Source organism: Chitinophaga nivalis, assembly GCF_025989125.1.
In the GTDB taxonomy this organism is placed as follows: domain Bacteria; phylum Bacteroidota; class Bacteroidia; order Chitinophagales; family Chitinophagaceae; genus Chitinophaga; species Chitinophaga nivalis.
Map to the genome: position 1 here is coordinate 2,700,151 of NZ_JAPDNR010000001.1, position 25,873 is coordinate 2,726,023.

At 48.8% G+C, this 25,873-nt stretch carries 6 protein-coding genes; 4 read left to right on the forward strand and 2 right to left on the reverse strand.

The genetic code is table 11. The features are described 5' to 3' along the window. Positions 1–783 precede the first annotated feature (783 nt). Positions 784–19,218, forward strand: coding sequence for a non-ribosomal peptide synthase/polyketide synthase (locus OL444_RS11070; protein ID WP_264733143.1), 18,435 nt, complete (start codon positions 784–786; stop codon positions 19,216–19,218). Positions 19,219–19,366: 148 nt separating this feature from the next. Here the strand turns inward: OL444_RS11070 and OL444_RS11075 are convergent, their stop codons facing one another. Then, on the reverse strand, positions 19,367–20,293 hold the full coding sequence (locus OL444_RS11075) for a C1 family peptidase (protein WP_264733142.1): 927 nt from the start codon (positions 20,291–20,293) through the stop codon (positions 19,367–19,369). A 1,126-nt stretch (positions 20,294–21,419) separates the two neighbouring features. Between OL444_RS11075 and OL444_RS11080 the strand changes: the two genes are divergently transcribed. Beyond that, complete coding sequence (locus OL444_RS11080) at positions 21,420–22,214, forward strand: M57 family metalloprotease (RefSeq protein ID WP_264733141.1); 795 nt, start codon at positions 21,420–21,422, stop codon at positions 22,212–22,214. A 108-nt stretch (positions 22,215–22,322) separates the two neighbouring features. Next, entirely contained in the window at positions 22,323–23,543 is a 1,221-nt protein-coding gene (locus OL444_RS11085) for a M57 family metalloprotease (RefSeq protein WP_264733140.1), read from the forward strand. 65 nt (positions 23,544–23,608) lie between these two features. On the opposite strand, the gene OL444_RS11090 is transcribed toward OL444_RS11085, so the two are convergent. Further along, entirely contained in the window at positions 23,609–25,117 is a 1,509-nt protein-coding gene (locus tag OL444_RS11090; RefSeq protein ID WP_264733139.1) for a Gfo/Idh/MocA family protein, read from the reverse strand. 201 nt (positions 25,118–25,318) lie between these two features. Here OL444_RS11090 and OL444_RS11095 point away from each other — a divergent pair, with 201 nt between their 5' ends. Continuing rightward, on the forward strand, positions 25,319–25,564 hold the full coding sequence (locus OL444_RS11095; protein WP_264733138.1) for a GlsB/YeaQ/YmgE family stress response membrane protein: 246 nt from the start codon (positions 25,319–25,321) through the stop codon (positions 25,562–25,564). Positions 25,565–25,873 lie beyond the last annotated feature (309 nt).

Consider the following 25,873-nt stretch of genomic DNA (forward strand, 5'->3'; position numbering starts at 1 on the left):
CTTATTTAGTATTCAATAAGTCATGTGTTCTATCATATTTAAAGTTAGCCGTAATCGCCATTAACAATGCGGATGAGAGGCAGTTATATTCTTATGGGAATGGGAATAGGATTGCACGTTAGTTTAAAACTTGTGTTCTATCATATATTTAAAGTTAGCCGTAGTCGCCATTGACAATGCATGTGCGACGCAATTATTTTCTTATAAAAATGGAAATAATATTGCCGGATACAATCAGCATTGTGTACGACATTATATTAACGTTGGTCATGATTGCTATTAACAGTATGCATGCGAAGCTATTATATGCTTATGAGAATAATATAACCAACCAGGTGTGCTGTCTATATTACAGTTAGCCGTAGATAGATGAACAGTGCACATGTGAGGTAACGATATGCTTATGGGAATGGGCATGATGTTGCGATATAACACCAGACACAGCGAAAATAGCATCTTTTCCTTACCGCCATGAAGGAAGGAATGCCAATGAAAAAATACTATCCGATTGATTAAATTAAAATAACCTGCAAACATGAATTTGAAAACACTATCGATGGATCTATCGTATACCCGTTAATATTTACCGGGAAATTTCAGAAAAGTTTGTCCTGTATCAATGCCCCTGATTGATACGGCCCTGCTATTGCTGAAAACGTCGTATTTACCTGAATGCCTTAAACCTATTGCCAGCTGCATTTGCCAGCCGGAAGGGATTGTTGTTGTTTGTTGCGAAAGAAATGACGTCAGTCTATTTTATTATCTTTTAATGCCCGTTAAGCCATGCCATTACGTGTATCACCATTGCATCCCGCACAAAGGGATATCTTCCTGGATCAATTGATCAAGAGTGAAAGTTCAACCTATAATATTGGAACAATAACCCGGTTAACCGGTTCGCTGGATACCGTCACGTTTATTGCAGCAGCCCGCACCCTGCCCACTGTTTTTGATGCCTGTAAAATGCGGTTCGATCTGGAAGATGCACAGCCGCAAGCCTATATAGATGATACCTTTGATATACTGGAAGTTACCTGCATAGATGCAGTAGCCACCCCGGAAAGCGAAACGATGCAATGGATTCGTAACTGTATCGAAATACCGTTTCGTATTCAGAAAGATACGCCCCTCTGCGAGCATTATCTCATAAAAGTAAAAGCAGATGAACATTGGTATTTTAGCAAATACCATCACCTGATTAATGATGGTGTGGGGATGGCGGCTATATCCCGCTACGTGGCACAACAATACCTTTCCCTGCTGGAAGGGAAAACAGTGCCTGCAACCTATGCTTCCTATGCATCAGCTGTGGAAGAAGCCCTGACTTGGTATCATTCTCCTGCACATGCTGCCGCCGCCACCTACTGGCAGCAACAAGTGCCGGCAAAACCACAGCCACTGCTGGAAAGAAGATACGCCGGCAGTCAGTTGCCACATAAAAACAGCCAGACATTGGTGCTGGATTTTACGGCAGCTGAAATCGCGGCCCTGCAAACATTGCAGCAACAAACCAAAGCCGGTCTGCAACCGCTCACGCTGGCAGCCCTCATGACTTATTTTTCCAACGTGACCGACCAGACTTCTTTTGTATTCGGTACACCGGTACACCGGCGGAAAGATAAAGCCAACATGGATATTGCTGGTATGTTTTCCGGTGTCATGCCATCTGCCGGCAATTGCTCCCGCCATACTATCCTGGCAGAACTGATACAGGAGGTGATGGCCACCCGGCGCCGGGACTACGCACATCAACATTACCAAAGCAGTGAATTGCACCGTTCCCTGAAATTAAACGGTGTAGATGAACAGCTGACAGATATAATTGTGAACCACGCCCGCCTCGACTTTGATGCCGACTTCGGACCTGGTTTACAAACAGGTACCACAGTATTGGTGAGTGAAACAACCCGGTACCCGTTGGAATTACTCTGGTGTGATTATGGTACCAAACACCCCTTACAACTGAAAGTAGATTACCAGCTGGCCTACTTCACGGAAACGGATATACGCTTATTGATACAGCGCATCCTGTTTGTACTGCAACAGTTTAACGATAACCTGCAGCAGGAAGTAGGCGCTATCAACATTATTCCACCCGCCGAACGCGGGTTGCTCGATAGCTATGGCAGGCAGGAAGTAACATTTGATACCTATGCTTCCATACATGCCATCATTGAGGAGCAGGCCGCGCTTACACCAGATGCACCGTCACTCGTGTTTGAAGATACCTGCCTTACCTACAGGATGCTCAATGAGCGCGCCAATCAGCTGGCGCATTACCTGAGAAGCAAAGGAGTAAAGGAAGATATGCTGGTACCCGTGTGTACGGAACGGTCGGCAGCCACGATGATCAGTATACTGGCCGTATTAAAAGCCGGTGGCGCTTATGTGCCGGTAGATCCGGCCTACCCGCAGCATCGGATTGATTTTATGCTGCAGGATACACAGGCAGCCGTCGTATTAACAAATGTACCCGATAACCCGGCGATGCGCCAGCAAACAGCGGCCATCGTGATTGATATACAGCAGGAAGAACCGGTGTGGACGAGCTATCCTGTGACCGCCGTACCAACCGCCCTGGAACCTGCACACCTGGCGTATGTGATTTATACCTCCGGTTCTACCGGCAATCCCAAAGGGGTCATGATCCCACATCGGCAGCTGATCGCTTCTACCCTCGCCAGGAAAAACTATTACCAGCATACCGGTGCAGCCCTTTTAATACCTTCCTTCTCTTTCGACTCTTCTGTAGCCATGATATTCGGTACCCTGTGCAGTGGCGGTAAGCTGATATTGTGCCGGGAAGAAGCGCTGAAAGATGCAGATGTCGTGAAAAAACTGCTCACCGATACCAATACCATTCTTTGTGTTCCTTCCTATTATCGTTTCCTGCTGGAAGAACAACTGATACAAAACGCCCGTCTTTCCCATGTAATACTGGCGGGTGAACCTTTAGATACTGCCCTGGCACAACAACACTTCAAAGAAGTGAGCGGAGCGGCCCTCTATAACGAATATGGCCCTACGGAATGTACGGTATGGTCTTCCGTGGCGGCGATCCGGCCGGAAGATACGCTGATCACCATCGGCAAGCCGGTGACCAATCTGACGGTCAATATACTGGATGCGGATTTACGCGTACTGCCAATAGGCGTAAGCGGTGAACTTTATATCACAGGGCCACAGGTGGCACGGGGCTACCTGAACCTGCCGGCATTAACGGCAGAAAAATTTATTATCGAACCTTCCCACGCGGAAGGAGATACCCGCTGGTACAGAACCGGCGATATTGGCCGGTGGCTGCCGGATGGCAACATCGAATACCTGGGCCGTATCGATGACCAGGTAAAGATCCGGGGATACCGGATCGAGCTGGGGGAAATCACCCATGCACTGCAGGCATGCGAAGGCGTGAAACAAGCAGTGGTAGTAGCCCGTGCCGACGACAGACATACGAAAAGACTGATAGGATATGTAACGGTCACCAACACCTTTAACAGAGATCAGGTAATGGCAACGCTGAAAGCGCAACTGCCGGATTATATGGTACCTGCCCTGTTGATGATATTGGAACAGATGCCTTTGTCCGTGAATGGGAAAGTAGATAAAAAAGCCTTACCGGCGCCGGATGCAGCAGATATGCAACTGCAGGCATATACGGCTCCCCGCGATGCGGCAGAGCAACTGCTCGCCCAGGTATGGCAGGATTTACTGGGAATAGAACGGATAGGGATATACGATAACTTTATTGAATTAGGTGGCGACTCTATTGTAGCCATGCAGGTGGTGAGCCGGGTGAGAAAACAAGGCTACCAGCTGAAAGCAGGCGATCTGTTTAAACACCAGACCATCGCGCTGCTGGCGCAACGCTTAAAGTTACAGGAAGACAACACCACCAGCGAACAGGGCATGCTGACCGGCCATAGTGGACTATTGCCGATTCAGCAGTGGTACTTTGAAGCCGGCAATACCACACCGCCCCTGTTTACCCAGCAGGTAGTGCTGGAAACAGATAAACAACTATCACCAGATACATTGGCGGCCGCTATCCGCCGGCTGGTACAATACCACGATGCCCTTCGTTTTGTATATCAGCATACTGCAAACGGATGGATACAAACCTATGGTACCTATACTCCGGAGCTGGAAGTTGTAGACCTGCAACACGTTGCCGCAACAGCATGGGAACCACACATAACTACCTGTCTGCAGCGTTGCGGACAGGCGCTGCAAATAGAGAATGGTGTGCTCATCAAAGCTGCCCTGCTCTTAACACCTGCTGCCACAGCGGCCAACAGACTGCTCATCGTGGTACATCACCTGGCCATCGATGGCGTGTCCTGGCGTATTCTGCTGGAAGACCTGGGAGGTCTGCTGGCAGGTGCTACTGACTGGCCAGCGGCTAAAGGCAGTTCTTACCGCCAGTGGTACGATGCCCTCGCCACCTGTGTACAGGAAACACCGATGCGGCAACAGGTGCGGTATTGGGAACAGCAGGCTATCCGGCAAACGCCTTTGCGTACCAACCGGCAAACCACACAACCCATTACCGTGGCAGATACCGGCACGGTAACCGTAAGGCTAACGGCGGCGGATACCCGGCGTTTGCTGCAGGAAGTACCCGCTGCCTGTCATACAGAAATCAATGACGTACTGTTATGCGCATTGACCGCTGCCCTGCAGGAATGGAACGGTGCCCATGGTATCCTCATTGGCCTGGAAGGACACGGCCGGGAGGAGCTGGTGCCGGGAATCGCTATAAACCGCACAATCGGCTGGTTTACGAGCCAATATCCTGTGTGGCTGGAGGTCGGTGCCGGAAATGATGCGGTGCGGCAATTAAGGGAGATAAAAGAACAATTACGCCAGGTGCCGGATAAAGGCATCGGATATGGCGTACTGAAATATATCGGCAAAACGCCCGCTTTACAAGGAGCAATACCCTGGGAAGTAGCTTTCAACTACCTGGGGCAGGGCGATCATATTACCGGCGGCAACAGTGCAGTAAAGCTATCGCTGGCTTCCCTGCAGGCCGGTGGCGATGCCGGCCGGCACGTACCGGAGAAACTAGCCGTGAACAGTATGGTGCGCAAAGGCGAACTGGTGGTGGAATGGACATTCAGCCGGCTGCACTTTGATGAAGCTACTGTCAATGACCTGGCGGCGGCCTATGTGGCCCGGCTGGTGACTATCACCACCGAGGCGACTATACCCACTAACGTGCCTGTATACACGCCCTCAGACTTTGGTTTGGGAGATGCGATGACGGTGGCAGAACTGGATCACTTCCTGGCAGCCGCACCGCAACGGGGAGCCATTACTGGTTTATACCGCCTCACGGGTCTGCAGGAAGGCATGCTGTTTCATGGACTGTACGATGAAACCGGCGGCGCTTACGTAGAGCAATTCGGCTGCGAATTGCCGGACCTGCAGGTAACAGCATTCCTGCAAAGCTGGGAGCAGCTGTTGCAGCAACACAGTATTTTCCGCAGTGCCTTTTATGGCAGCACCTTCAGCGTGCCGGTACAATGCGTATACCACGGCGTGAACATTCCGGTGACGATGCTGGACTACCGCAACCTGAGCGCAGATGCCCGTCAGGCCGCCCTGCACGATTTCCTGGAGGCCGACCGCCGCAAAGGATTCGATTTTGAAACACCCCCACTGATGCGCATCTGCCTGATCAGACTGGAAGAGCACCGTTACCGCCTGCAATGGAGTTACCATCACCTGCTGATGGATGGCTGGTCATTGCCGGTATTGATGGGTGAACTGCTGGAAACCTACGAGGCCCTCACAGCAGGCCACGCCCTGCCGGTCATACCGGAAGATAATTTCGGGGATTACATCCGGTACCTGGAACAGCGCAACAAACCCGCAGAAGAAGCTTACTGGCGACAGTACCTGCAACCGGTACAGGAAGCGGTATTGCTGCCATTTGTAAATACACATTTGTCCCGCACAAAAGGCGCCGGCGTATACCAGGAAGAACTGTTACGACTGAATGTGACTACCCGTCAGCAACTGGAGCAATATACCCAGCAGCAGCGCATTACCCTCAATACGCTCCTGCAAGGCGTGTGGGCGTACCTGTTATACCGGTACACCCATCGGCCGGAAGTTGTATACGGTGTTACCGTGGCTGGCCGCCCGGATGACCTGCCCGGCGCCGACAACCGCATCGGGATGTACATCAATACGCTGCCGCTGCACACCGTGATCACAGAAGAACTATTGATTACAGACTGGCTGCAAAATATCCAGACGGCACAATTGCAAAGCCGTGAGCACCAGTATGCCGCACTGACGGATATACAACAATGGATCAACATCAAAGATGACCTGTTCGACAGTTTGCTGGTATTTGAAAACTATCCGGCCAACAAAGCGGTAAACGGTCGTAACTGGCGCTTGAAAATAGAAGGCCTGCAGGTAGAAGAGCAGGCTAACTATCCGTTAAGCATTCGGGTGATGACAACAGCCGATATCAGTATCGGCCTGGTGTACAATGCTTCTTTACTGCAACCATCCTACGTAAAAATGATAGCGGGTCATCTGGAGCAGGTACTGCTGCAGATCGCCACTCAGCCGGTACGTTGTATCGGCGATATTGAACTGCTGACGCCTGCAGAGCGGCAGCAATTACTCATCGGGTTTAATGATACTGCTGTTGCCTATCCGGCTGCTGAAAATATGGTAACGCTGTTTGAAGCACAGGCACTCCTAACGCCGGATGCAGCAGCAGTAACATTCGAATCGGTGACACTCACCTACCGGATGCTGGATGAATCGGCCAATCGCCTCGCACATTACCTGTATAGCAAAGGCGTAACGGATATGCTGGTGCCTTTGTGTATGGGGCGTTCGCCGCACCTGATGGTAGCCGTACTGGCCATCCTGAAATCCGGTAATGCCTACGTGCCTATCGATCCGGCATATCCTGCAACACGTATGGCGCAGATGCTGGCCGACTGTAACAGCCCGGTTATCCTGACGGAAACCAGTCAGGCAGCGATGCTGGCCGCAGTGAAAGGCGACCGGGAATTGTGGTATACCGCTGATATGGCTGATCTGACAGCCACCCAGCCGGCAACATCGCTGGTTTTACCGATTACCCCGCAGCACCTGGCTTACATCATGTATACTTCCGGATCTACCGGTAAACCCAAGGGCGTAGCGGTTACCCACCGCAATGTGGTGAGTCTGGTGAAAGGAGCAGATTATATTACCCTTACGGCAACAGATGTGATATTATCTGCCGGTTCCCTCTCTTTTGATGCCACTACTTTTGAATATTGGGGCGCTTTGCTGAATGGTGGCAGTGTGGTATTGAGTGCAGAAAAAAGTTTGCTCGACATTGAACTGCTGAAACAGGAATTGTACAGCAGACAGGTGACTAAAATGTTTTTCACCACCAGTTGGTTTAATCAGCTGGTAGATACCGATATCACTGTTTTTGCTCACCTCCGGGAGATATTAACCGGTGGAGAGAAGATATCGGAAAAACATGTGAATAAATTCAAACTGGCGCACCCGCACATTGCCTTGCGTAATATCTATGGCCCTACGGAAAATACCACCTTCTCCCTGAGTTATCTGATTGGTGATGCACCGGTTGCCGGTGAACTGCCAATTGGTCGTCCGTTGAACAACCGCAGTGCCTTTATTCTGGATACAGCCGGCCGGCCGGTACCAGTGGGGGTAAGCGGAGAACTGTATGTAGGAGGTGAAGGCGTTGCGCAGGGATACCTGCATTTGCCGGAGCTGACAGCAGAACGTTTTATCGCACATCCATTTGCTACACAACCAGGAGAGCGGCTTTATAAAACCGGTGACCTGGCCTGCTGGCAACCAGATGGAAATGTAGCCTACCTCGGCCGTGCCGACGATCAGGTGAAAATTCGTGGTTTCCGGATTGAGCCCGGCGAAACAGCGCGGGTGCTGGAAATGATGGCGGGCGTAAAACAGGCGGTAGTCACTGCATGGGCCGATAATAATGATAATCAATACCTGGTAGGATATGTTGTACCGGAAGACACTTTCGATAAAGCAGCCATCCTGGCTTACCTGCATGCGGCGTTACCGGATTACATGGTGCCGTCTTTCCTGATAGCCATGGCGTCCTTGCCATTAACGGTTAATGGCAAGGTAGATAAAAAAGCCCTGCCGGCGCCGGAAGGTGTACAAATTACCACTGCCTATACGGCGCCCCGTAATGCTACGGAACAATTGCTGGTACAGATATGGGAGCTGTTGCTGCATAAAGAACGTATAGGCGTAGCCGATAGTTTCTTTGAACTGGGTGGGCATTCCCTGCTGGCCATGCGCCTGCAGTCTGCCTTGCGGAAACAACGAGGTGTGGAAGTGCCGGTAAAGGCGATCTTCACCCATCCAACCATTGCGCAGCTGGCAGAATACATCGGTGAACAGGCCGGTAATGCCTTGTCTGGGATCCGTGCCTATGGCAACCCGGTAAATGTACCCTTATCATTTGCGCAGGAGCGCCTGTGGTTTATAGACCGCCTGACAGGTAGTGTACAGTATCATATTCCGGTGGTGTTCCGATTAAAAGGCGCATTGGATATATCAGCCCTGGAAGCGGCTATGCGGGAAATTGTCAACCGGCATGCGGTATTGCGTACCGTTGTTGTCACGGCAGATGATGTTCCCTGTCAGTATTTACAAACGAAAGATCAATGGACGTTACAAGTGGTGGATACCGCCGATAACGGAGCGGATATAACGGTATTGCATACACGTATCAAAGCGCTGATAGATACCCCGTTTGATTTATCTGCAGATCACCTATTGCGGGCACACCTGTTAACAAGTGGGGCAACGGAACATATCCTGGTGCTGACTATGCACCATATCGCGTCAGATGGCTGGTCTGTGAGCATTTTTATGAAAGAGTTGATCGCGTTGTATACTGCTTTCCATACACAGCAACCATTACAGTTACCGGCACCGGAAATCCAATACACAGATTATACCTTATGGCAACGGGAATATATGTCTGCTACCGTATTGGACAAACAACTCACGTACTGGCAGGAACGTCTGGCAGATGTAACACCTTTACAGTTGCCGCTGGATGAAGTGCGGCCGGCAGTATTCACTGCCCGCGGTGCCATCACGGACTTCCGCCTGGATCAGGCGCTGTTGCAGCAATTGCAGCAACTGTCGCAGCAGGAAGGTACTACCTTGTTTATGACCCTGCTGGCGGCATTCAAAGTATTGTTATACCGCTATAGCGGACAGGAAGATATTACGGTGGGTAGCCCGGTATCCGGCCGCACCCGGCAGGAAACAGAAGGACTGATCGGCTGCTTTGTGAATACCCTGGCATTGCGGAGCAACCTGCAGGACAACCCTGCTTTCCGGTCGCTGCTGCAACAGGTGAAAGACACCACACTCAATGCCTACGAGTACCAGGATGTACCATTTGAAAAAGTAGTGGAAGCAGTCGTGAAAGAGCGGGATCTCAGCTATAGCCCGTTGTTCCAGGTCATCTTTACCTTGCAAAACATTCCGGCTATTCCGGCACTGCGCCTCGGAGAAGTGGAACTGTCCCGCGAGCCGGTAGATTTTACCACGGCACAGGTAGACCTGAACTTTACGCTGGAAGAAACACCAGCCGGATTAACCGGCAGTGTGGAATATTGCACAGACCTGTTCCATGCCGATACCATTCAACGGATGATCGGACATTATGAGCAGTTACTACAGGCGATCGTTGCAGCGCCTGCGATGGAAATCGGCGCCCTGCCCATGTTGCGTTCAACGGAAATCACACAGTTGCTGGAAACATTTAATCAGACCGCTACTGCTTATCCGGCCGATAAAAGTATTACGGAGCTGTTTGATGCACAGGCAGCCCTGACACCGGATGCGGTGGCAGTAGTCTTTGGCGATCATACCCTGACCTATCGCGCCTTGCAGGAAAGAGCCGCGCAGCTGGCGCACTACCTGCAGGAGCAAGGGCTGGTAGCCGGCATGCGGGTACCGGTGTGTATGGAACGTTCCCACACACTGATCATCGCCCTGCTGGGGATCTTAAAAGCCGGCGGCGCTTATGTACCAGTGGATCCGCAATATCCTGCAGAACGTATCAGCTTTATGCTGAGTGAAAGCAACAGTACTTTGTTGCTGACATCTGCAACCGGCCGGGAGGCTATAAAAGACATTACTACCCGCCTGCAAATGGTGTGTATGGAAGATATCAGCGCATGGCTGGATATGTTGCCGGTAAATAATCCGGAGGTAGTACTCACACCGGAACACTTGGCGTATGTCATTTATACATCCGGTTCTACCGGTAATCCGAAAGGAGTAATGGTGACCCACCAAAATGTGGTGAGCCTGGTAAAAGAAGCAGACTATGTCACGTTCCAGCCAACGGATTGTTTGTTGTCTACCGGAGCGCCTTCTTTTGATGCAGCTACTTTCGAATATTGGGGCATGCTGCTCAACGGCGGCCGGCTGATCCTGTGTCCGGAACGGCAGTTGCTGGATCAGGAGGTGTTGAAAGCGGAAATCATCCGGCATGGGGTGAATATCATGTGGTTTACTGCCAGCTGGTTTAATCAGCTGATAGATCTGGATATTACTATTTTCAACAGCTTGTCGGTAGTACTGGCAGGTGGTGAGCCATTGTCGGAAATACACGTGGGCAAACTGCGGCAGCAATATCCGGCACTGACCATTATTAACGGTTACGGCCCTACGGAAAATACCACGTTCTCCCTCACGTACAGGGTGGGAGCAGGACCGCTGCGAGTACCATTGCCGATCGGGCGTCCGCTGGCCAACCGTAAGGCATATATCCTGGACAAACGCGGTCAGCTGGTACCGGTTGGCGTAGTAGGAGAAATACATGTGAGCGGCGCGGGATTATCGAATGGTTACCTGCACCTGCCGGCATTAACTGCCGCTCGTTTTATGCCGGATCCTTTCAGCGAACATACCGGCGACCGGTTGTACAAAACCGGCGATCTGGGCTGCTGGCTACCAGATGGCAATATCGTGTGTCTGGGGCGTACAGATGATCAGGTGAAAATCCGCGGTTACCGGATAGAACCGGGTGAAACCGAGCGGATATTACAGCAATGTACGCTGGTAGAACAGGCTGTGGTAATGGCACGTACCAATACACAGGGCAATAAGTACCTGGCTGGTTATGTGGTGCCGCAAGGCAATTTTGATAAAGCCGCTATCCTGGATTTCCTGAAAAGCAGGTTGCCGGATTACATGGTACCAGCGGTGCTGGTAGCCATGGATAAACTGCCGTTAACGGGTAATGGTAAGGTGAATAAAAGAGCCTTACCGGAACCGGAAGAACTGCTAACGTCCGGTACTACGTATATTCCTCCCCGTAATGAAACAGAACTGGTGCTGACTGGTATCTGGCAGCAATTGCTGAAAGTAACACAGATAGGCATCTATGATAACTTCTTTGAGCTGGGTGGGCATTCCCTGCTGGTAACCAGAGTGGTGTCTGCGATTCGGCGCGAGCTGGAAGCGGAAATACCTATCCGGGATTTATTTACCTATCCTACCATCGCTGCGCTGGCAGCACATATCCGGCAACAGCATAAAGGCAGCGTATTACCAGCCGTAACGGCATTGCCGCGTATGGGTAAACTACCGTTGTCGTCTGCACAGGAAAGGTTGTGGTTTATAGACCGGATGGAAGGCAGTGTGGCCTATCACATGCCGGTAGTGTTAAAACTGCAGGGCAACCTGCATAAAAAAGCACTGGAACAGGCTTTACAGACCATTGTAGACAGGCATGAAGTATTACGTACCGTATTTAAGGAAGAAGACGGAGACGTGCACCAGGAAGTAATACCGGCAGCCGGCTGGCGCCTGCATGAACTGGACAGAAGCGACGTAACCGATACGGCTGCTTTACTGGAAGAAGCGGCCGTGATTTATAATACACCATTTGACCTGGCAGCAGATTATATGCTGCGGGTACACCTGATGCAGCTGGGAGAAGCGGCGTATTTCCTCATCCTGGTACAACATCATATTGCCTCAGATGGCTGGTCGGCCTCCGTGCTCGTGAAAGAGCTGCTGGCGCTTTATTCGGCGGCCTATCACAATAAACCGCATAGCCTGGAAGCATTACAAGTGCAATATGCAGACTATGCTTTATGGCAGCGCGAACATCTCCGCAATGATATCCTGGAACAACAATTACACTATTGGAAAACGAAACTGGGCGATCCGGAAACCTTACAGTTACCAACCGATTTCCCCAGACCAGCGGAACAAAGTACCCGTGGTAATACCATCTACTACGATATAGACAGTACGCTTACCGAAGGCCTGCAGTTGCTTTCGCGGCAACAAGGCACTACTTTGTTTATGACGATGCTCGCCGCATTCAAAGTGTTGTTATACCGGTACAGCGGTCAGGAAGATATCTGTGTGGGAAGTCCTATCGCCAACCGCACGCAGCAGGCTATTGAGCCATTGATTGGTTTCTTCGTCAATACCATTGCCTTGCGTAGTAACCTGGGTGGCGATCCGGCCTTCCGTTCGTTGCTGACACAGGTGAAAAATACCTTGCTGGAAGCTTATCAATACCAGGATGCCCCCTTTGAAAAAGTGGTGGAAGCAGTGGTGCACGATCGTGATATGAGCCGTAGTCCGTTGTTCCAGGTGATGTTTATTTTACAGAACATCCCGGAAATACCAGACCTGGCACTGGAAGATGTACAGGTGAGCGTAGAACCTATTCCTAACATTACGGCCAAATTTGACCTGACGGTAGATGTCACCATTACCGCCACCGGTTTACGTTTCCGGGTAGAATATTGCAGTGATCTCTATGAGGCAGCTACCATTGCCCGGATGATGGATCATTACGCCGTGTTACTGCACGCAGTAGTTGCTGATCCGGATCAGCAAATCAGCCGGTTACCTTTGCTCACAGCAGCAGAAGAACAAACATTGCTGCAAACATTCAATGATACTGCCCGCAGTTATCCGACCAACCAATCTGTGATAGATTTGTTTGAAGCACAGGCGAAAGCCACACCGGATGCGGTGGCAGTCGTGTTTGAAGCAGCGCAGTATACCTACCGGCAGCTGGATGAAAAAACCAATCAGCTGGCGAACTATCTCCGGAGCAAAGGAGTAGTGGAAAACGCCCTGGTGCCGGTTTGTATGGCCCGTTCCCTGGAGATGATCACAGCGGTGCTGGCCATCCTGAAAGCCGGTGGTACCTACGTGCCGGTAGATCCGGCCTATCCGGAGGTGCGTATCCGTTATATACTGGCAGATACCGGCTTCCTGCTGATGCTCACAGATGAGCGCAGCCGCACGCTGTTACCGGAAGATATCACGACAGATCGTATCCTGGTTTTATCAGCGGTGGGTGGAGATGTATGGGAGCAACCTGCTACAGCGATCACCAGAAATACACAACCGGGTAAACTGACCTACCTGATTTATACTTCCGGTTCCACAGGCCAGCCTAAAGGCGTGGAAATGCCAGACAGTGCTTTATTCAACCTGTTGTGCTGGCAGCGGGAACAGGTAGATCCGCAGCTGAAAAGAAAAGTACTGCAGTTTGCCAGTATCAATTTCGATGTCAGCTTCCAGGAAATATTCTTTACCCTGAGTTATGGGGGAAGTCTGTACCTGATAGATGAACAGCGCCGGAAAGATATGTCGGTGCTGATGGAACAGATCAACAGGCAAGGTATTACGACGTTATTCCTGCCGTATGTGGTATTGAAGAACCTGGTGGAATATGCCCAGGAAAGCAATACCTATCCATTGCAGCTGCAGGAAGTATTTACGGCCGGTGAGCAATTGAAGCTGAGTGGCGACCTGGAACACTTCCTGGCCAGCACCCGTGCACAATTGCATAACCAGTACGGCCCTACGGAAGCACACGTAGTCAGTGCCTACACAGTACAACCTAGTGACTATACCAACAGGGTATTACCGCCGATAGGTGCGCCCATTGCCAATACCCGCCTGTATATCCTGGATACCCATGGCAACCTTTGCCCGGTAGGTGTACCCGGAGAATTATACATTGGCGGCGTACAGGTAGCCAAAGGATACCTGCACCTGCCGGAACTTACCGCCGATCGTTTTATCGCCGATCCGTTTGACCCGCAGGGTACCGGCCGGTTGTATAAAACCGGAGATATCTGTAGCTGGCTGCCCGATGGAAATATCGTTTACCTGACCCGTAAGGATGATCAGGTGAAGATCCGGGGTAACCGCGTGGAAATCGGTGAAGTAGAAGCGGTGCTGGGGCAATGCCCGCTGGTAGCACAATGTGTGGTGCTGGTAAAAGCAGACCAGTATCAGAACAAACGTCTGGTAGCTTACATTGTACCACAAAATCATTTTAATAAAGATGAAATCCGTCAGTGGCTGCAGGCTAAACTGCCGGATTACATGATCCCTTCCCTGTTTATTTCCCTGCCGGAATTACCACTCACCAACAATGGTAAGATCAACAAACGGGCATTGCCGGAAGCCGATATGGCTGCACTGGGCACGGTAACGTATGTGGCTGCACGCAATATGACCGAACAGCAATTGATTGCCATCTGGGAAACGTTGTTGCAGGCAGACCGGATAGGGGTACATGATCATTTCTTTGAGCTGGGCGGACATTCCCTATTGGCGATGCGCCTGCAATCTGCTTTGCGGAAACAGCTGGAAGTGGAGGTTGCGATCAAAACCATTTTTGCCCATCCTACCGTAGCCAGATTGGCAGCATACATCCGCGATAATGGAAAAGGCGGCGTATTACCTGCGGTGGAAAAACAGGAACATCCGGCACTCATTCCACTTTCGTATAGCCAGGAACGTTTGTGGTTTATTGATCAGATGGAGGGCAGCGTGCAATACCACATGCCGGTAGTATTGCGGATGCACGGTGCATTGGATAAATCGGCCCTGGCCAATGCCTGCAAAGCATTGGTGAGTCGCCACGAAATACTAAGAACCGTCATTGTACAACAAGATGGTCACTCCGGTCAGCGGGTAATGCCGGAAGGCCGGTGGGAGCTGCAGGAAATCAACCAGCTGCCTGGTTTGCCAGGTACGCCGGCTTTCAATGCGCTGCTCAACGATTTGATCCGGACACCGTTTAACCTCATGGAGGACCACATGCTGCGGGTACACCTGCTGGCGGTAGACGAGATGACGCACATACTGGTGTTCAATATGCACCATATCGCGTCGGATGGCTGGTCTATCAGTGTATTGTTCAAAGAACTGATTGCCTTGTATGAAGGCTACATCGCGGCTACACCGGTGAAACTGCCGGCGCTGGAAATCCAGTATACGGACTACGCCATCTGGCAACGGAAATATATGTCTGATGACATACTGGACAACCAGTTACAATACTGGAAAACACAGTTGACAGAGGTGCCGGCCTTACAGCTGCCGACCGATAAAACACGGCCGGCTATCAGAACCAGCAATGGTGCGCTGGAGTTCCTGCATATCGATCGGGAACTGACAGATCAGCTGCTGGCGCTGTCCCATCAGGAAGGAACTACCTTGTTTATGACTTTGCTGGCAGCATTGAATGTATTGCTGTATCGCTATTGCGGACAAGAAGATATCTGCGTGGGTACGCCGGTTTCCGGCCGTACAAGGCAGGAAGTGGAAGCCCTGGTAGGGTTCTTTATCAATACCCTGGCGTTACGCAGTAATATGGGCAATAATCCATCTTTCCGTTCCCTGCTGCAACAGGTAAAACAAACAACACTGAGTGCTTACGAATACCAGGAAGTACCGTTTGAAAAAATAGTGGACGCCGTGGTAACTACCCGTGACCTGAGCCGCAGTCCGCTGTTCCAGGTGATGATGGTATTGCAGAATACACCGGAGATTCCTGCCCTGAACCTGGGAGAAGTCGTGTTGTCGGAAGAACCATTGGAACACATTACTTCTCTGGTGGATCTCAATTTCAGTATGAAAGAAACGCCGGAAGGGATATCTCTGATAATGCAGTATAATACCGATTTGTTTTATACAGCTACCATTGTGCGTATGGGGCGGCATTTTGAACAGTTGTTGCGGGGTATTGCAGGACAACCATCCACACACATATGTGCGTTGCCGTTATTGAATAAGGAAGAAGAGCAGCAGCTGTTGGTAAGCTTTAATGACATCGTATATCCGGTACCGGAACACCTGTCGCTGGTAGACCTGTTTATACAGCAGGCACAGATAATGCCGGATGCACCGGCACTGCAGCTGGATGATCAGGTGGTTACCTATCGGGAATTGCATGAGCGGTCAAACCGCCTGGCACATTTCCTGCGGACTAAAGGTGTGACTACCGATACGCTGGTGCCGTTGTGTATGGAACGTTCCATTGAAATGATTGTCAGTATCTGGGGCGTCCTGAAAGCAGGTGGTGCCTATGTACCGGTGGACCCGGAATATCCATTGGAAAGAATCGGTTATATCCTGGAAGATACCGCTGCCGGTATGATGATCAGCAGCCCTGCCATACAGGAGAAACTGGCGGGCATCACAAATGGTATCACCGTTATTACTGCGATATCCGAAAACGAATACCCGGTAACCACTCCGGAGACGTTGCCGGCTCCACAGGACCTGGCCTATGTCATCTTTACTTCCGGATCTACCGGTAAACCCAAAGGTGTACTGGTGCCTCACAAAGGAGTGGTAAACTTCGTAGTGGAACATCAGGATGTTTTACAGATGAAACCGGGCAGCCGCCTGCTGCAGTTTGCTTCTATTGGTTTCGATGCTTCCTGCGCGGAAATTTTCAATACCCTTTGTGCCGGTGGTACCTTGGTATTGGCCCGGAAAGAAGAACTGATGTCATCTGCCGGTTTTGCCAACCTGATCAGCAAACGTAAAATAGATATCCTGTTTTTACCGCCTTCTTATCTGCATACGATGAAAGATATGCTGGGTAAGGTAAAAACCATCATGTCCTGCGGAGAGGCCCTGATCAGAGAAGATGTAAAGTACCTGCAGGCGAGAGGCGTACGGATGATTAACGGTTACGGACCTACGGAGAATAGTATTTGTACGACCTATAGTACCGCACCCGTACGGGAAGATGGTGTGGTGGTAATCGGTAAACCGGTGTCCAATATGCAGATATATATACAGGATGCCCATGGCGGATTATGTCCGATAGGGGTGCCCGGTGAAATCTGTGTGAGCGGACCCGGACTGGCCCGTGGTTACCTGAACCGGCCGGAATTAACGGCAGAAAAATTTGTTCGTAATCCATTCGCTGCCGATCCGGAAACGAAGATGTACCGTACCGGAGACCTGGGACGCTGGTTATCCGATGGCAATATCGAATACATGGGCCGGATTGATGAACAGGTGAAGATACGGGGTTACCGGATCGAACTGGGTGAAATTGAAAATGTACTGCATGGCTGCAGTCTGGTGAATGAAGCCGTGGTAATGGTAAAAGGAACGCAGGACAACCGGTTGCTGGTGGCGTATATTGTACCGGAACAAGAGTTTGACCGGGATGCGCTGATGGCATACCTGAAACATAAGCTGCCGGACTTTATGATACCCGCTGTACTGATTCCAATGACAGCTTTCCCGCTGACACCCAGTGGAAAAATTGACCGGAAGATCCTGCCGGCGCCGGAAAGTGTGCAGCTATTAGGCAAACATGCATCGGATGGCCCGGCCAATGAAATGGAAGAACAGTTGCTGCAGATCTGGAAAGAGGTATTGAACCAACCCCAGTTAAGCGTACACGATAATTTCTTTACGGCAGGTGGTAACTCCATTACAGCCATTCGCCTGATTTCCCGGATGAAGGCCGATTTCCAGGTGTCGATCAATGATCTCTTCCAGCATCCGACCGTGGCAGAAATTTCCAAATATGCGATCTATGAGAAAAACCACTTCAAGAATAAGCTGGCTGCATTGATGGCCAAATTTGACGTAAGTGCAGATGATCAGCTGGCCATGGCTGCCGCCGCAGCAAAAAGAGACGCTGCCATCGCGATACAGCAACAGGATTATTTCAATCGTACCAAAGCGCTGCAGGAAGCAGATGTGACGGCTACTGTAGTGTATAACAAAATACTGTTGCTGGGAGCTACCGGCTACCTGGGTATACACCTGTTGTATGATTTGCTGCAACGCAATGATACCGACATCTGTGTGCTGATAAGAGCTGCTTCGGCAGAAGAAGCCTTTAAACGCCTGTCGGAAAAGTATGCTTTCTATTTCGGGGTGCCGTTAGCGAAAGACCAATACCGCCTGCAGGTGTTGCCGGGAGATATGTCGCAGCAGCATTTTGGTTTGCCGGCTGATGTTTTCAAAACACTGATGGACGAAACCGATTGTATCCTGAATACAGCTGCCAACGTAAAACACTATGGTAACTATCGCGAATTTGAGGAAGTGAATACCCGCCCGGTACAGGTGATACTGGATCATTGCAAAGAAGGCAGGGTAAAAGTGATACACCACATTTCCACCACCAGCGTAGCTGGTGCAGCAGCAAAAGACAGCGATGATTTCCTGTATACAGAAATGGATGTGTATAAAGGACAGGAGGTACCTAACTTTTATGCGAAGAGTAAACTGGAGGCGGAAATATTGCTGGATGAAGCCAGAAAAGCCGGAATACAGGTAAATATTTACCGCGTCGGCCACCTCTCTTTCCACTCAGCTACCGGTAAGTTCCAGGAGAATATTGATAACAATGCTTTCTATAATCAGATCAAAGGTTGTATAGCCTTTAACATGATGCCGGATGCATTTTCAGCACTGGAGTTATCAAACATTGATCAGGTATCGGCAGCGATCCTGCAGATTTTTGACAAAAAGGAACTGCTGAACAGAAACTATCATATCCGGAATCCGCATATGCTGAATGCGGAAGCGTTTACGACTTATCTCAACAGTTATGGTTTTGATATGGCGGTCACCAGTACGCAGACATACCTGGAAAAAATGCTGGAACAATATGAAACAAAGAAAGACCTGATTGATCGGTTATTCCTGCAGGCCAACCTGTTCAATGAAGAAAAACAAGAGGCAGGCCATATGTATGAGTTGTGTTATGAAGCAACGAATGCCGTGCTCAGAAAATTAAAATTCAAATGGATGCAACAGGATGAAGCCAAGATTCACCTGATGATAGGATACGCGGTATCGGTAGGCTTTATCGGGCCTGTGCGAAAGCAAGCTATTTCCATAAAATAGGAAGCAGGGTATCTGATTCGTGACGAATGATTGCCGGCCGCTAATCCATCAGGGTTGGCGGCCGGCATTTTTATCTGACTTTTCTTCTATGGAAATAGCTGTTGATGACCAATAACAAAGTATCCATTTTGTAATCTGTCAGCTTATTTTATTTCCAAACGGAATACATTTCTGCTCCCAGGTTAGGATTGGTGATGGTGCTATAGTCAATCCACACACAACCACGATTGGAAGGATCGCCACCGCCGGTTCCCCAGCTGTTTTGAATTAATACGGCATTTTTTGCATCATCATAACCGACGATACAAACAGCATGGCCTCCCAGGTATTGACCAGATATTCTTTTGAAAGTAGTACCATAAGAGAAGGCTGTTTCAAAGCTGGTGTAAACGTTGAAACCCAGTATTACCGGTAGCCGCATGCTAATAGCTGTTTTGATTTCATTGACGGTGGTAACGGCGGCGTAATTCACAATCTTATCTGATGAGGCACTCAGATCCTGTGCAGCGGTAGGCGAAGTACAAGGTGAGCCAAGATAGGAATCAGCAGCGTAGGTAGGTACGCCATAATCCCGGAGAATATTCAGACCTGCATCGAGGTACATACCATCGTTGGGGTCACAGTTGCCGGCGGCAGAGTGATCTTTTTGATATACATACCAGGGGCTGCGGGGATTGGATACACCCGCTGCCGGAAATTCATTGTTTAAGGTGCCACTCAGCGCCCATCCGGCAGACCAGGAAACACAGGTGCCGGTTTGACCCTGATCACCAATAGAAGGGTGGTTCAGAATCAGTCTGGTCGGTAATCCGGCAGGGCCGCCCAGTTTTGCATTGGGTAATTTATCCTGGAATCCCAGTTTAATCATACGGGCTCTCACTTCATCAAAGTTGATATGGCGCATGTTCTTGAAGGCGGTGGGGTTCAGCTTCGCACCCAGGCCATGCTTTTGAATACTGCCGGTGTTGTTTTGGTTGTCAGGGGTAGCGTCAGGAGCTACAGTGCCGCTTTTCTGGCAGGAATACATGCCGGCGAGCAGGGCTAACGCCAGCAGGATGGACCGATTTTTTTTCATAGAAAGACTTTTTGGTTTTGTGAACGGATGTGATGATGATGGGTGTTTTGGATTACAAAATGGATACAGGTTTTCCAACAATCGTTGCGATTATATGCCAGGCTGCTTATCTGCTAATGGTGTTTGTTGTATGGGTTACATTGTTACAGGTGTTGCTTGATATGGTTACATCTTGTTGCTATTTTTTGCTGCTCGTCTGTAGTACTAATGCTCTTTTTATATGGATAGCCGGGTACTACGCCAGCGCACACAGGTTACCCTGATAGCGAATGCAGTACCTGCCATCAGTTGATATGGCAGTTAACAGGTGGATGATCCGGTAAGCATGTCGCGGGAAGTCATACGTTTCCCCGATGGCTTATACAGATAATACCACGGATAATATAGTTGCGCATATTGTTCGGTACTTTTCGAAGGGCTGTCGGGTCTCGTGTGAATTCAGAAAGGGTTCTCTGATTGTTGTTTGCTCAATAACATTTGCTCGCCTGTAATATGGAAAAGTACTATTTGGGTTGAAGAATGGAATATCACTAATCCGAATATTAAGTTATTACTTTTTTAATCAGAAAAAAAATATCTCTTTATAAATGTTGCAAAAAAAATAACCGTGCAACAAAAGACAGCTGTGTGTATCGTACAATATGTATACAGGACAGGAGAATATGCCTGCTGTTATATTTCGTGGCAGGGTGGTTTTTGATAACGTGTAAGACAGGCGCAAAGTAATAGGATTCCTAACGTTAATGGGTATACGTCTTATAAAAAAACACACTGCTGTCAGTTTGCTGCCCGTTCGGAATTATTTTTAAATTTGATTTTTTTGTTTTGATAAAAGTCCCTAATATTGATGCCATAACGATAGTTTGTTAGCGAATCGATCATCCTGGACCCTTCAGCCAAAGCTTTAAACCAAAATAAAACAATCTTATTTTAACTGTTTTAGTAGCACTTTTTATTGACTGTAATTCCTGACTCCATAATTTTCTTATTCTGTAAATGAGCATGTAGAATATCTGCATATAACCAATATCTATCATCTCAGTAATACTGTGATTACCCGTGTGTGTTGTTGTCTGCCCTTTGTAGCGTTACCATTTATTCATAAATCCAAAATCAAGATTTACTTATGAAAATGTTCAAACATTCATTAGTAGTATGCCTTTGTGCATCCGCATTGTTTGTTTCCTGTAAGAAAGAGGAAGCAGCTAAAGAATCTACACCTGCCGTTAGTAAAGAAACACTGGCACAAATCAAATCGCTGGGATTCAGTGATTTTAATGTACAGAAAATAGATGGTGGTTACCTGGTAGAAAACGATATCTTCCTGGGTGAACAACAACTCAAAACCAGCCCTATCTCTACTGTACTGAGTATTGCTAAAGTAGAACAATACCGCACTTACAACCTGGTTACCGGCCTTCCACGTACCATCACCATTGGTGTTAGTGGCTTAAATGCTAACTTCCAGAGCGCTACCCAGCAGATGGTGAATGCCTACAATGCATTGGGTCTGCGTCTGCGTTTTCAGTATGTAGGTACCTCCGGTGCTGATATCGTTATCTATGGTTCTAACCTGGGTGGCGGCGTACTGGGTTACAGCGGATTCCCTTCCGGTGGTAATCCTTACCCACAGGTAGTAATGAACACAGGTGGTATCTTCGGTACCAACGTGGCTTTCATGAGAAAAGTAATCCAGCATGAAGTTGGTCACTGTATCGGTTTCCGTCACACCGATTGGTTCAACCGTGGTTATAGCTGCGGTAGCGGTGGTGCTGAACCACAGAATCCGGAAGGAGCAGTACAGATTCCTGGTACTCCATCAGGTGCTGACGCTGGTTCCTGGATGCTGGCTTGCACCGGCGCCAATGGCAGCAGCTTCAACGGTAATGACGTAACAGCTTTAAGATATCTGTATCAATAATCTATTTGATCATAGATAAAAAGGAAAGCCGGAGATATTCTCCGGCTTTCTTGCCTGTAATCCTATCAGCAGTATAATTTTTTTTAATCTACCTAAAAATTATATACAATGCGGAAAATAGTACCTTATCTCTGCCTGCTCCTGCTGGCGTTTCTCTTTGCCTGTAAAAAAGAAGACAAACAAACAGCTGCCAGCCCCGTACCTGAAGAAATTAGCGCTAAGCTGAAAACAGCCGGTTTTGACATCAGCGAAGGTTTGTCAAAATATAAAGACGGCTACCTGGTAGAATATGATATCTTCCTGACTGCTGACCAGATCAACACACTGGCTGCTGAAAAAACAGATAAAAAACCACAGGTAGAACATTACACCACCAACAACCTGGTAAGTTCACCGAGAACTTTACGTATATACATGGACGCTGGTTTTGATGCCTACATGCAAAGTTCATTTGATCAGGCACTGGGCCGTTATAATGCCCAACACCTGGGACTGTCTTTTCAGCGTGCTGCCAGCAGTGGCGCCGCTGATATCAGCATCTTCTCTTTTTATGAAGTAAGTAATGTACTGGGTTATAGCGCAGGATTCCCCGTAGGTGGTAACCCGGCCAGCCCTATCCGCCTGAATACTTACTACTATAATAACAGCTCTCACCGTGCCGATGCGCTTACCGTTATCGCGCATGAAATCGGACATGCTATTGGTTACCGCCACACAGACTACATGAACCGGGCGTTCAGCTGTGGTTCCGGTGGTAGTGAGGGAGATGCCGGTGTAGGCGCCAATCCTGTATTGGGTACACCTACCGCACCTTCTGCCGGTTCCTGGATGCTGGCTTGCTCCAGCAACACCGACCGGCCTTTCACTTTCTACGACAGAATTGCGCTGGTAACTACCTATCCTGGTACCTATCCGGGTAATACAGCGCCACTTGGTAAAATCATTTCCCTGAAAGCCCGTATCAATAATAAATACGTATGTGCTGAAAATGGAGGCGCCAATGCCCTGATCGCCAACCGTGATGCGGTAGGCCCATGGGAACAATTCCGGGTAATAGATGCCGGTAATGGTTTGATTGCTTTGCAGTCATTGGCCAACAACAGTTATGTATGCGCAGAAGCAGCCGGTGCTTCTCCGTTGATTGCCAATCGCTCTGCTATCGGTCTGTGGGAAAGATTCCGTTGGATCACCAATAGCGATGGTTCCGTTAGTCTCCAGGCATTTGTGAGCAACAGTTATGTAGCGGCAGAAAATGCAGGCGCTGCTTCTTTGATTGCTAACCGGGAAGTGATCGGCGACTGGGAAAAATACAGCTGGCAACAACACTAATCATCATTACATAGAAAATAATTACTGCTGATATACAGGTATGACACAGCAGCACGCCGGACAGATTACCCGTTGTAATCTGCCTGGAGTGCTGCTGTACATGTTTGTTGCGGCCTGTCGTGCCGGATATCTATGATCGGATGCAATGCCTGCTGCTGATGAATATGCGACAGGTAAGCGGCGCTCATCAGTTGTACGCCCTGCAGGTGGCTGTCGATATTGGACCGCAGGTCTTTTAACCCTATGGCGCCGGTGATAAAATCAAGAAACTCTTTTACAACTGTTCCCTTGGCCTGTTCTGTCAGCAGCTTGGAATTATCGATACCATGTCTGTTGGCCAGGTCTTTCATGGTAATAATTTCCAGGGGTTGGGTGCCGCCCAGTATCCCAATATTTCTGAAAACATAAATATCGAAATGATTATTGCCGCCAGGCAGATAATCGGTTTCATTGTTGTCGGTATGTTTGTCTTTCGCCTGATAGGAATGTATCTGAATGTTCTGAAAGGGGCCCTGCTGAATGTTATGATATTCATGTTTGACGCGACCATTACCTTTATATAAATCAATACCTGGTCGTATCCAGTTACGGCGGGCAAAACTGTTGTGCAGCAAATTAATGGTGATGTTGGCAATGTTTTCTTCTTCTTTTAATAGCCGTACCAGAATAGCGGCATCTATTTCTCCATAATTTTCAAACAGGCCAAAGAGCGTTTCGTCGTTGTATACTTTTACCGTCTCATAATCGTCCCGGAAGTAATGGGTATAATCCTGTTCCGGTAACTGTTTGATAAAACCTCTTGGCTGTACCATTGAACTGATTACCTGCATCGCGTCGGGTGCTTTGGCAGGCAGTTGCGGGGCCTGGCAGAACTGACTCACCATATCAAAAATGTGATAGCCGCTGTGCGATAGTTTGCCATAGCCCTGGTTGTAGGGATGATAATCCTGTGATACCATTTCGGAAGGCAGCCGCCATTGTCCATCGCAATGGGTAGACTGTATCGCTGTTACCGGACAGTTAGTCATACCGGCTACTTCCCGGATGAGAGATAATACCTGTTGAAATCCGGGATGATAACGCCGCTGTACATTCACGGAAAAAATAGTGGAGCGTTCGGTTTGTAATGCCTGGTAGGCATGTAATAACTCCTGATAGTCGGTGAGGATACCATGTGCCTGTACAGCATCAGAGATCACATTTTGCCGGGTGGTAATCGGTTTATCCATGAGGATATGTAATCCGGCTTCCAGTGCCCATAAAGCGTAAGCCCGGTGTACCGAAGGCTCGGTGGCAATGATAACGCCATCGATATCATTTTCCTGTACGAAAGTATCCAGCGTAAGACGTAAGTCGGCCGGTAATACTTCTTTAAAGGGATCTACAAATAAAGCCGGCAGGCGGTAATCTTTTGCTGTCAGGTATTGTTGTACGCCGGCAGCTTCCTGTTTAAGATCAATGACGAGAGAAATGTTAAGCGGACAGGTGGTACGGAGTTGCATTAAAGCGGGCAGGTAAATACGTTTTGAATGCGGGCCAACACCAATGACGATGAGGTTTACGGTCTTTTTCATGCAGGATTTTTTACGGGTTAATTGCTGCTTACTAATATAATATGTTTTATAGAGAAGGAGATGGAGGTAATGAAGATTTAAAATAAAGAAAACGTAAAGAATTGAATATATCAGGTATTGAAATACTGTTTGGTACAAATTTTGAATCTTTGGGGATTGATAAAAATTGTCGTATTTTCAATAGCACTAAAATATTTCCTTATGTCATGGATATGGACCATCATCATTGGCGGCATAGCTGGTTGGCTGGCCGGTAGAGTTATGCGTGGGAACGGATTCGGTATCATAGTGGATATTATAGTAGGGTTAATTGGCGGATGGCTGGGCGGCTGGTTGTTTGGGGTGCTGGGATTGCATCTGGGGAACGGAATCCTCGGATCGTTGATCGTAGCCTTTATTGGTGCTGTTGTGTTGATCTGGCTGATCCGGTTGATTAAACCTAATTAATGTCATGTTAGCTGTTCTGAGAAGCAAGTGTACCCCGTTGCAGGTGATTGTTTATGGATAGGTAATGCAACCGTATTTAACAGGCTGTTGCCGGGGCTATGACCACCTGACAGATTGTATGAAACACCCGTTCATGTGTTCACTGTTGTCGTTTTAAGGGTCTTAAAAAATTGTTTCGCTGCACGCTGCGAAGCGCGATAGTCTTGTTGTTGGAGGTGCTGTAAATGTATCTTTTTTCGGAAGATGATATCCGTAACGCAATGAAGTAATAACGCTGTAAAACATATCTTTCATTACAATAAATTTTCT

Bases quoted from the DNA above. Each gene is read 5' to 3' on its own strand.
- OL444_RS11075 (WP_264733142.1), bottom strand. From the start codon at position 20,293: ATGAAAAAAAATCGGTCCATCCTGCTGGCGTTAGCCCTGCTCGCCGGC.
- OL444_RS11085 (WP_264733140.1), top strand. From the start codon at position 22,323: ATGCGGAAAATAGTACCTTATCTCTGCCTGCTCCTGCTGGCGTTTCTC.
- OL444_RS11095 (WP_264733138.1), top strand. From the start codon at position 25,319: ATGTCATGGATATGGACCATCATCATTGGCGGCATAGCTGGTTGGCTG.
- OL444_RS11070 (WP_264733143.1), top strand. From the start codon at position 784: ATGCCATTACGTGTATCACCATTGCATCCCGCACAAAGGGATATCTTC.
- OL444_RS11080 (WP_264733141.1), top strand. From the start codon at position 21,420: ATGAAAATGTTCAAACATTCATTAGTAGTATGCCTTTGTGCATCCGCA.
- OL444_RS11090 (WP_264733139.1), bottom strand. From the start codon at position 25,117: ATGAAAAAGACCGTAAACCTCATCGTCATTGGTGTTGGCCCGCATTCA.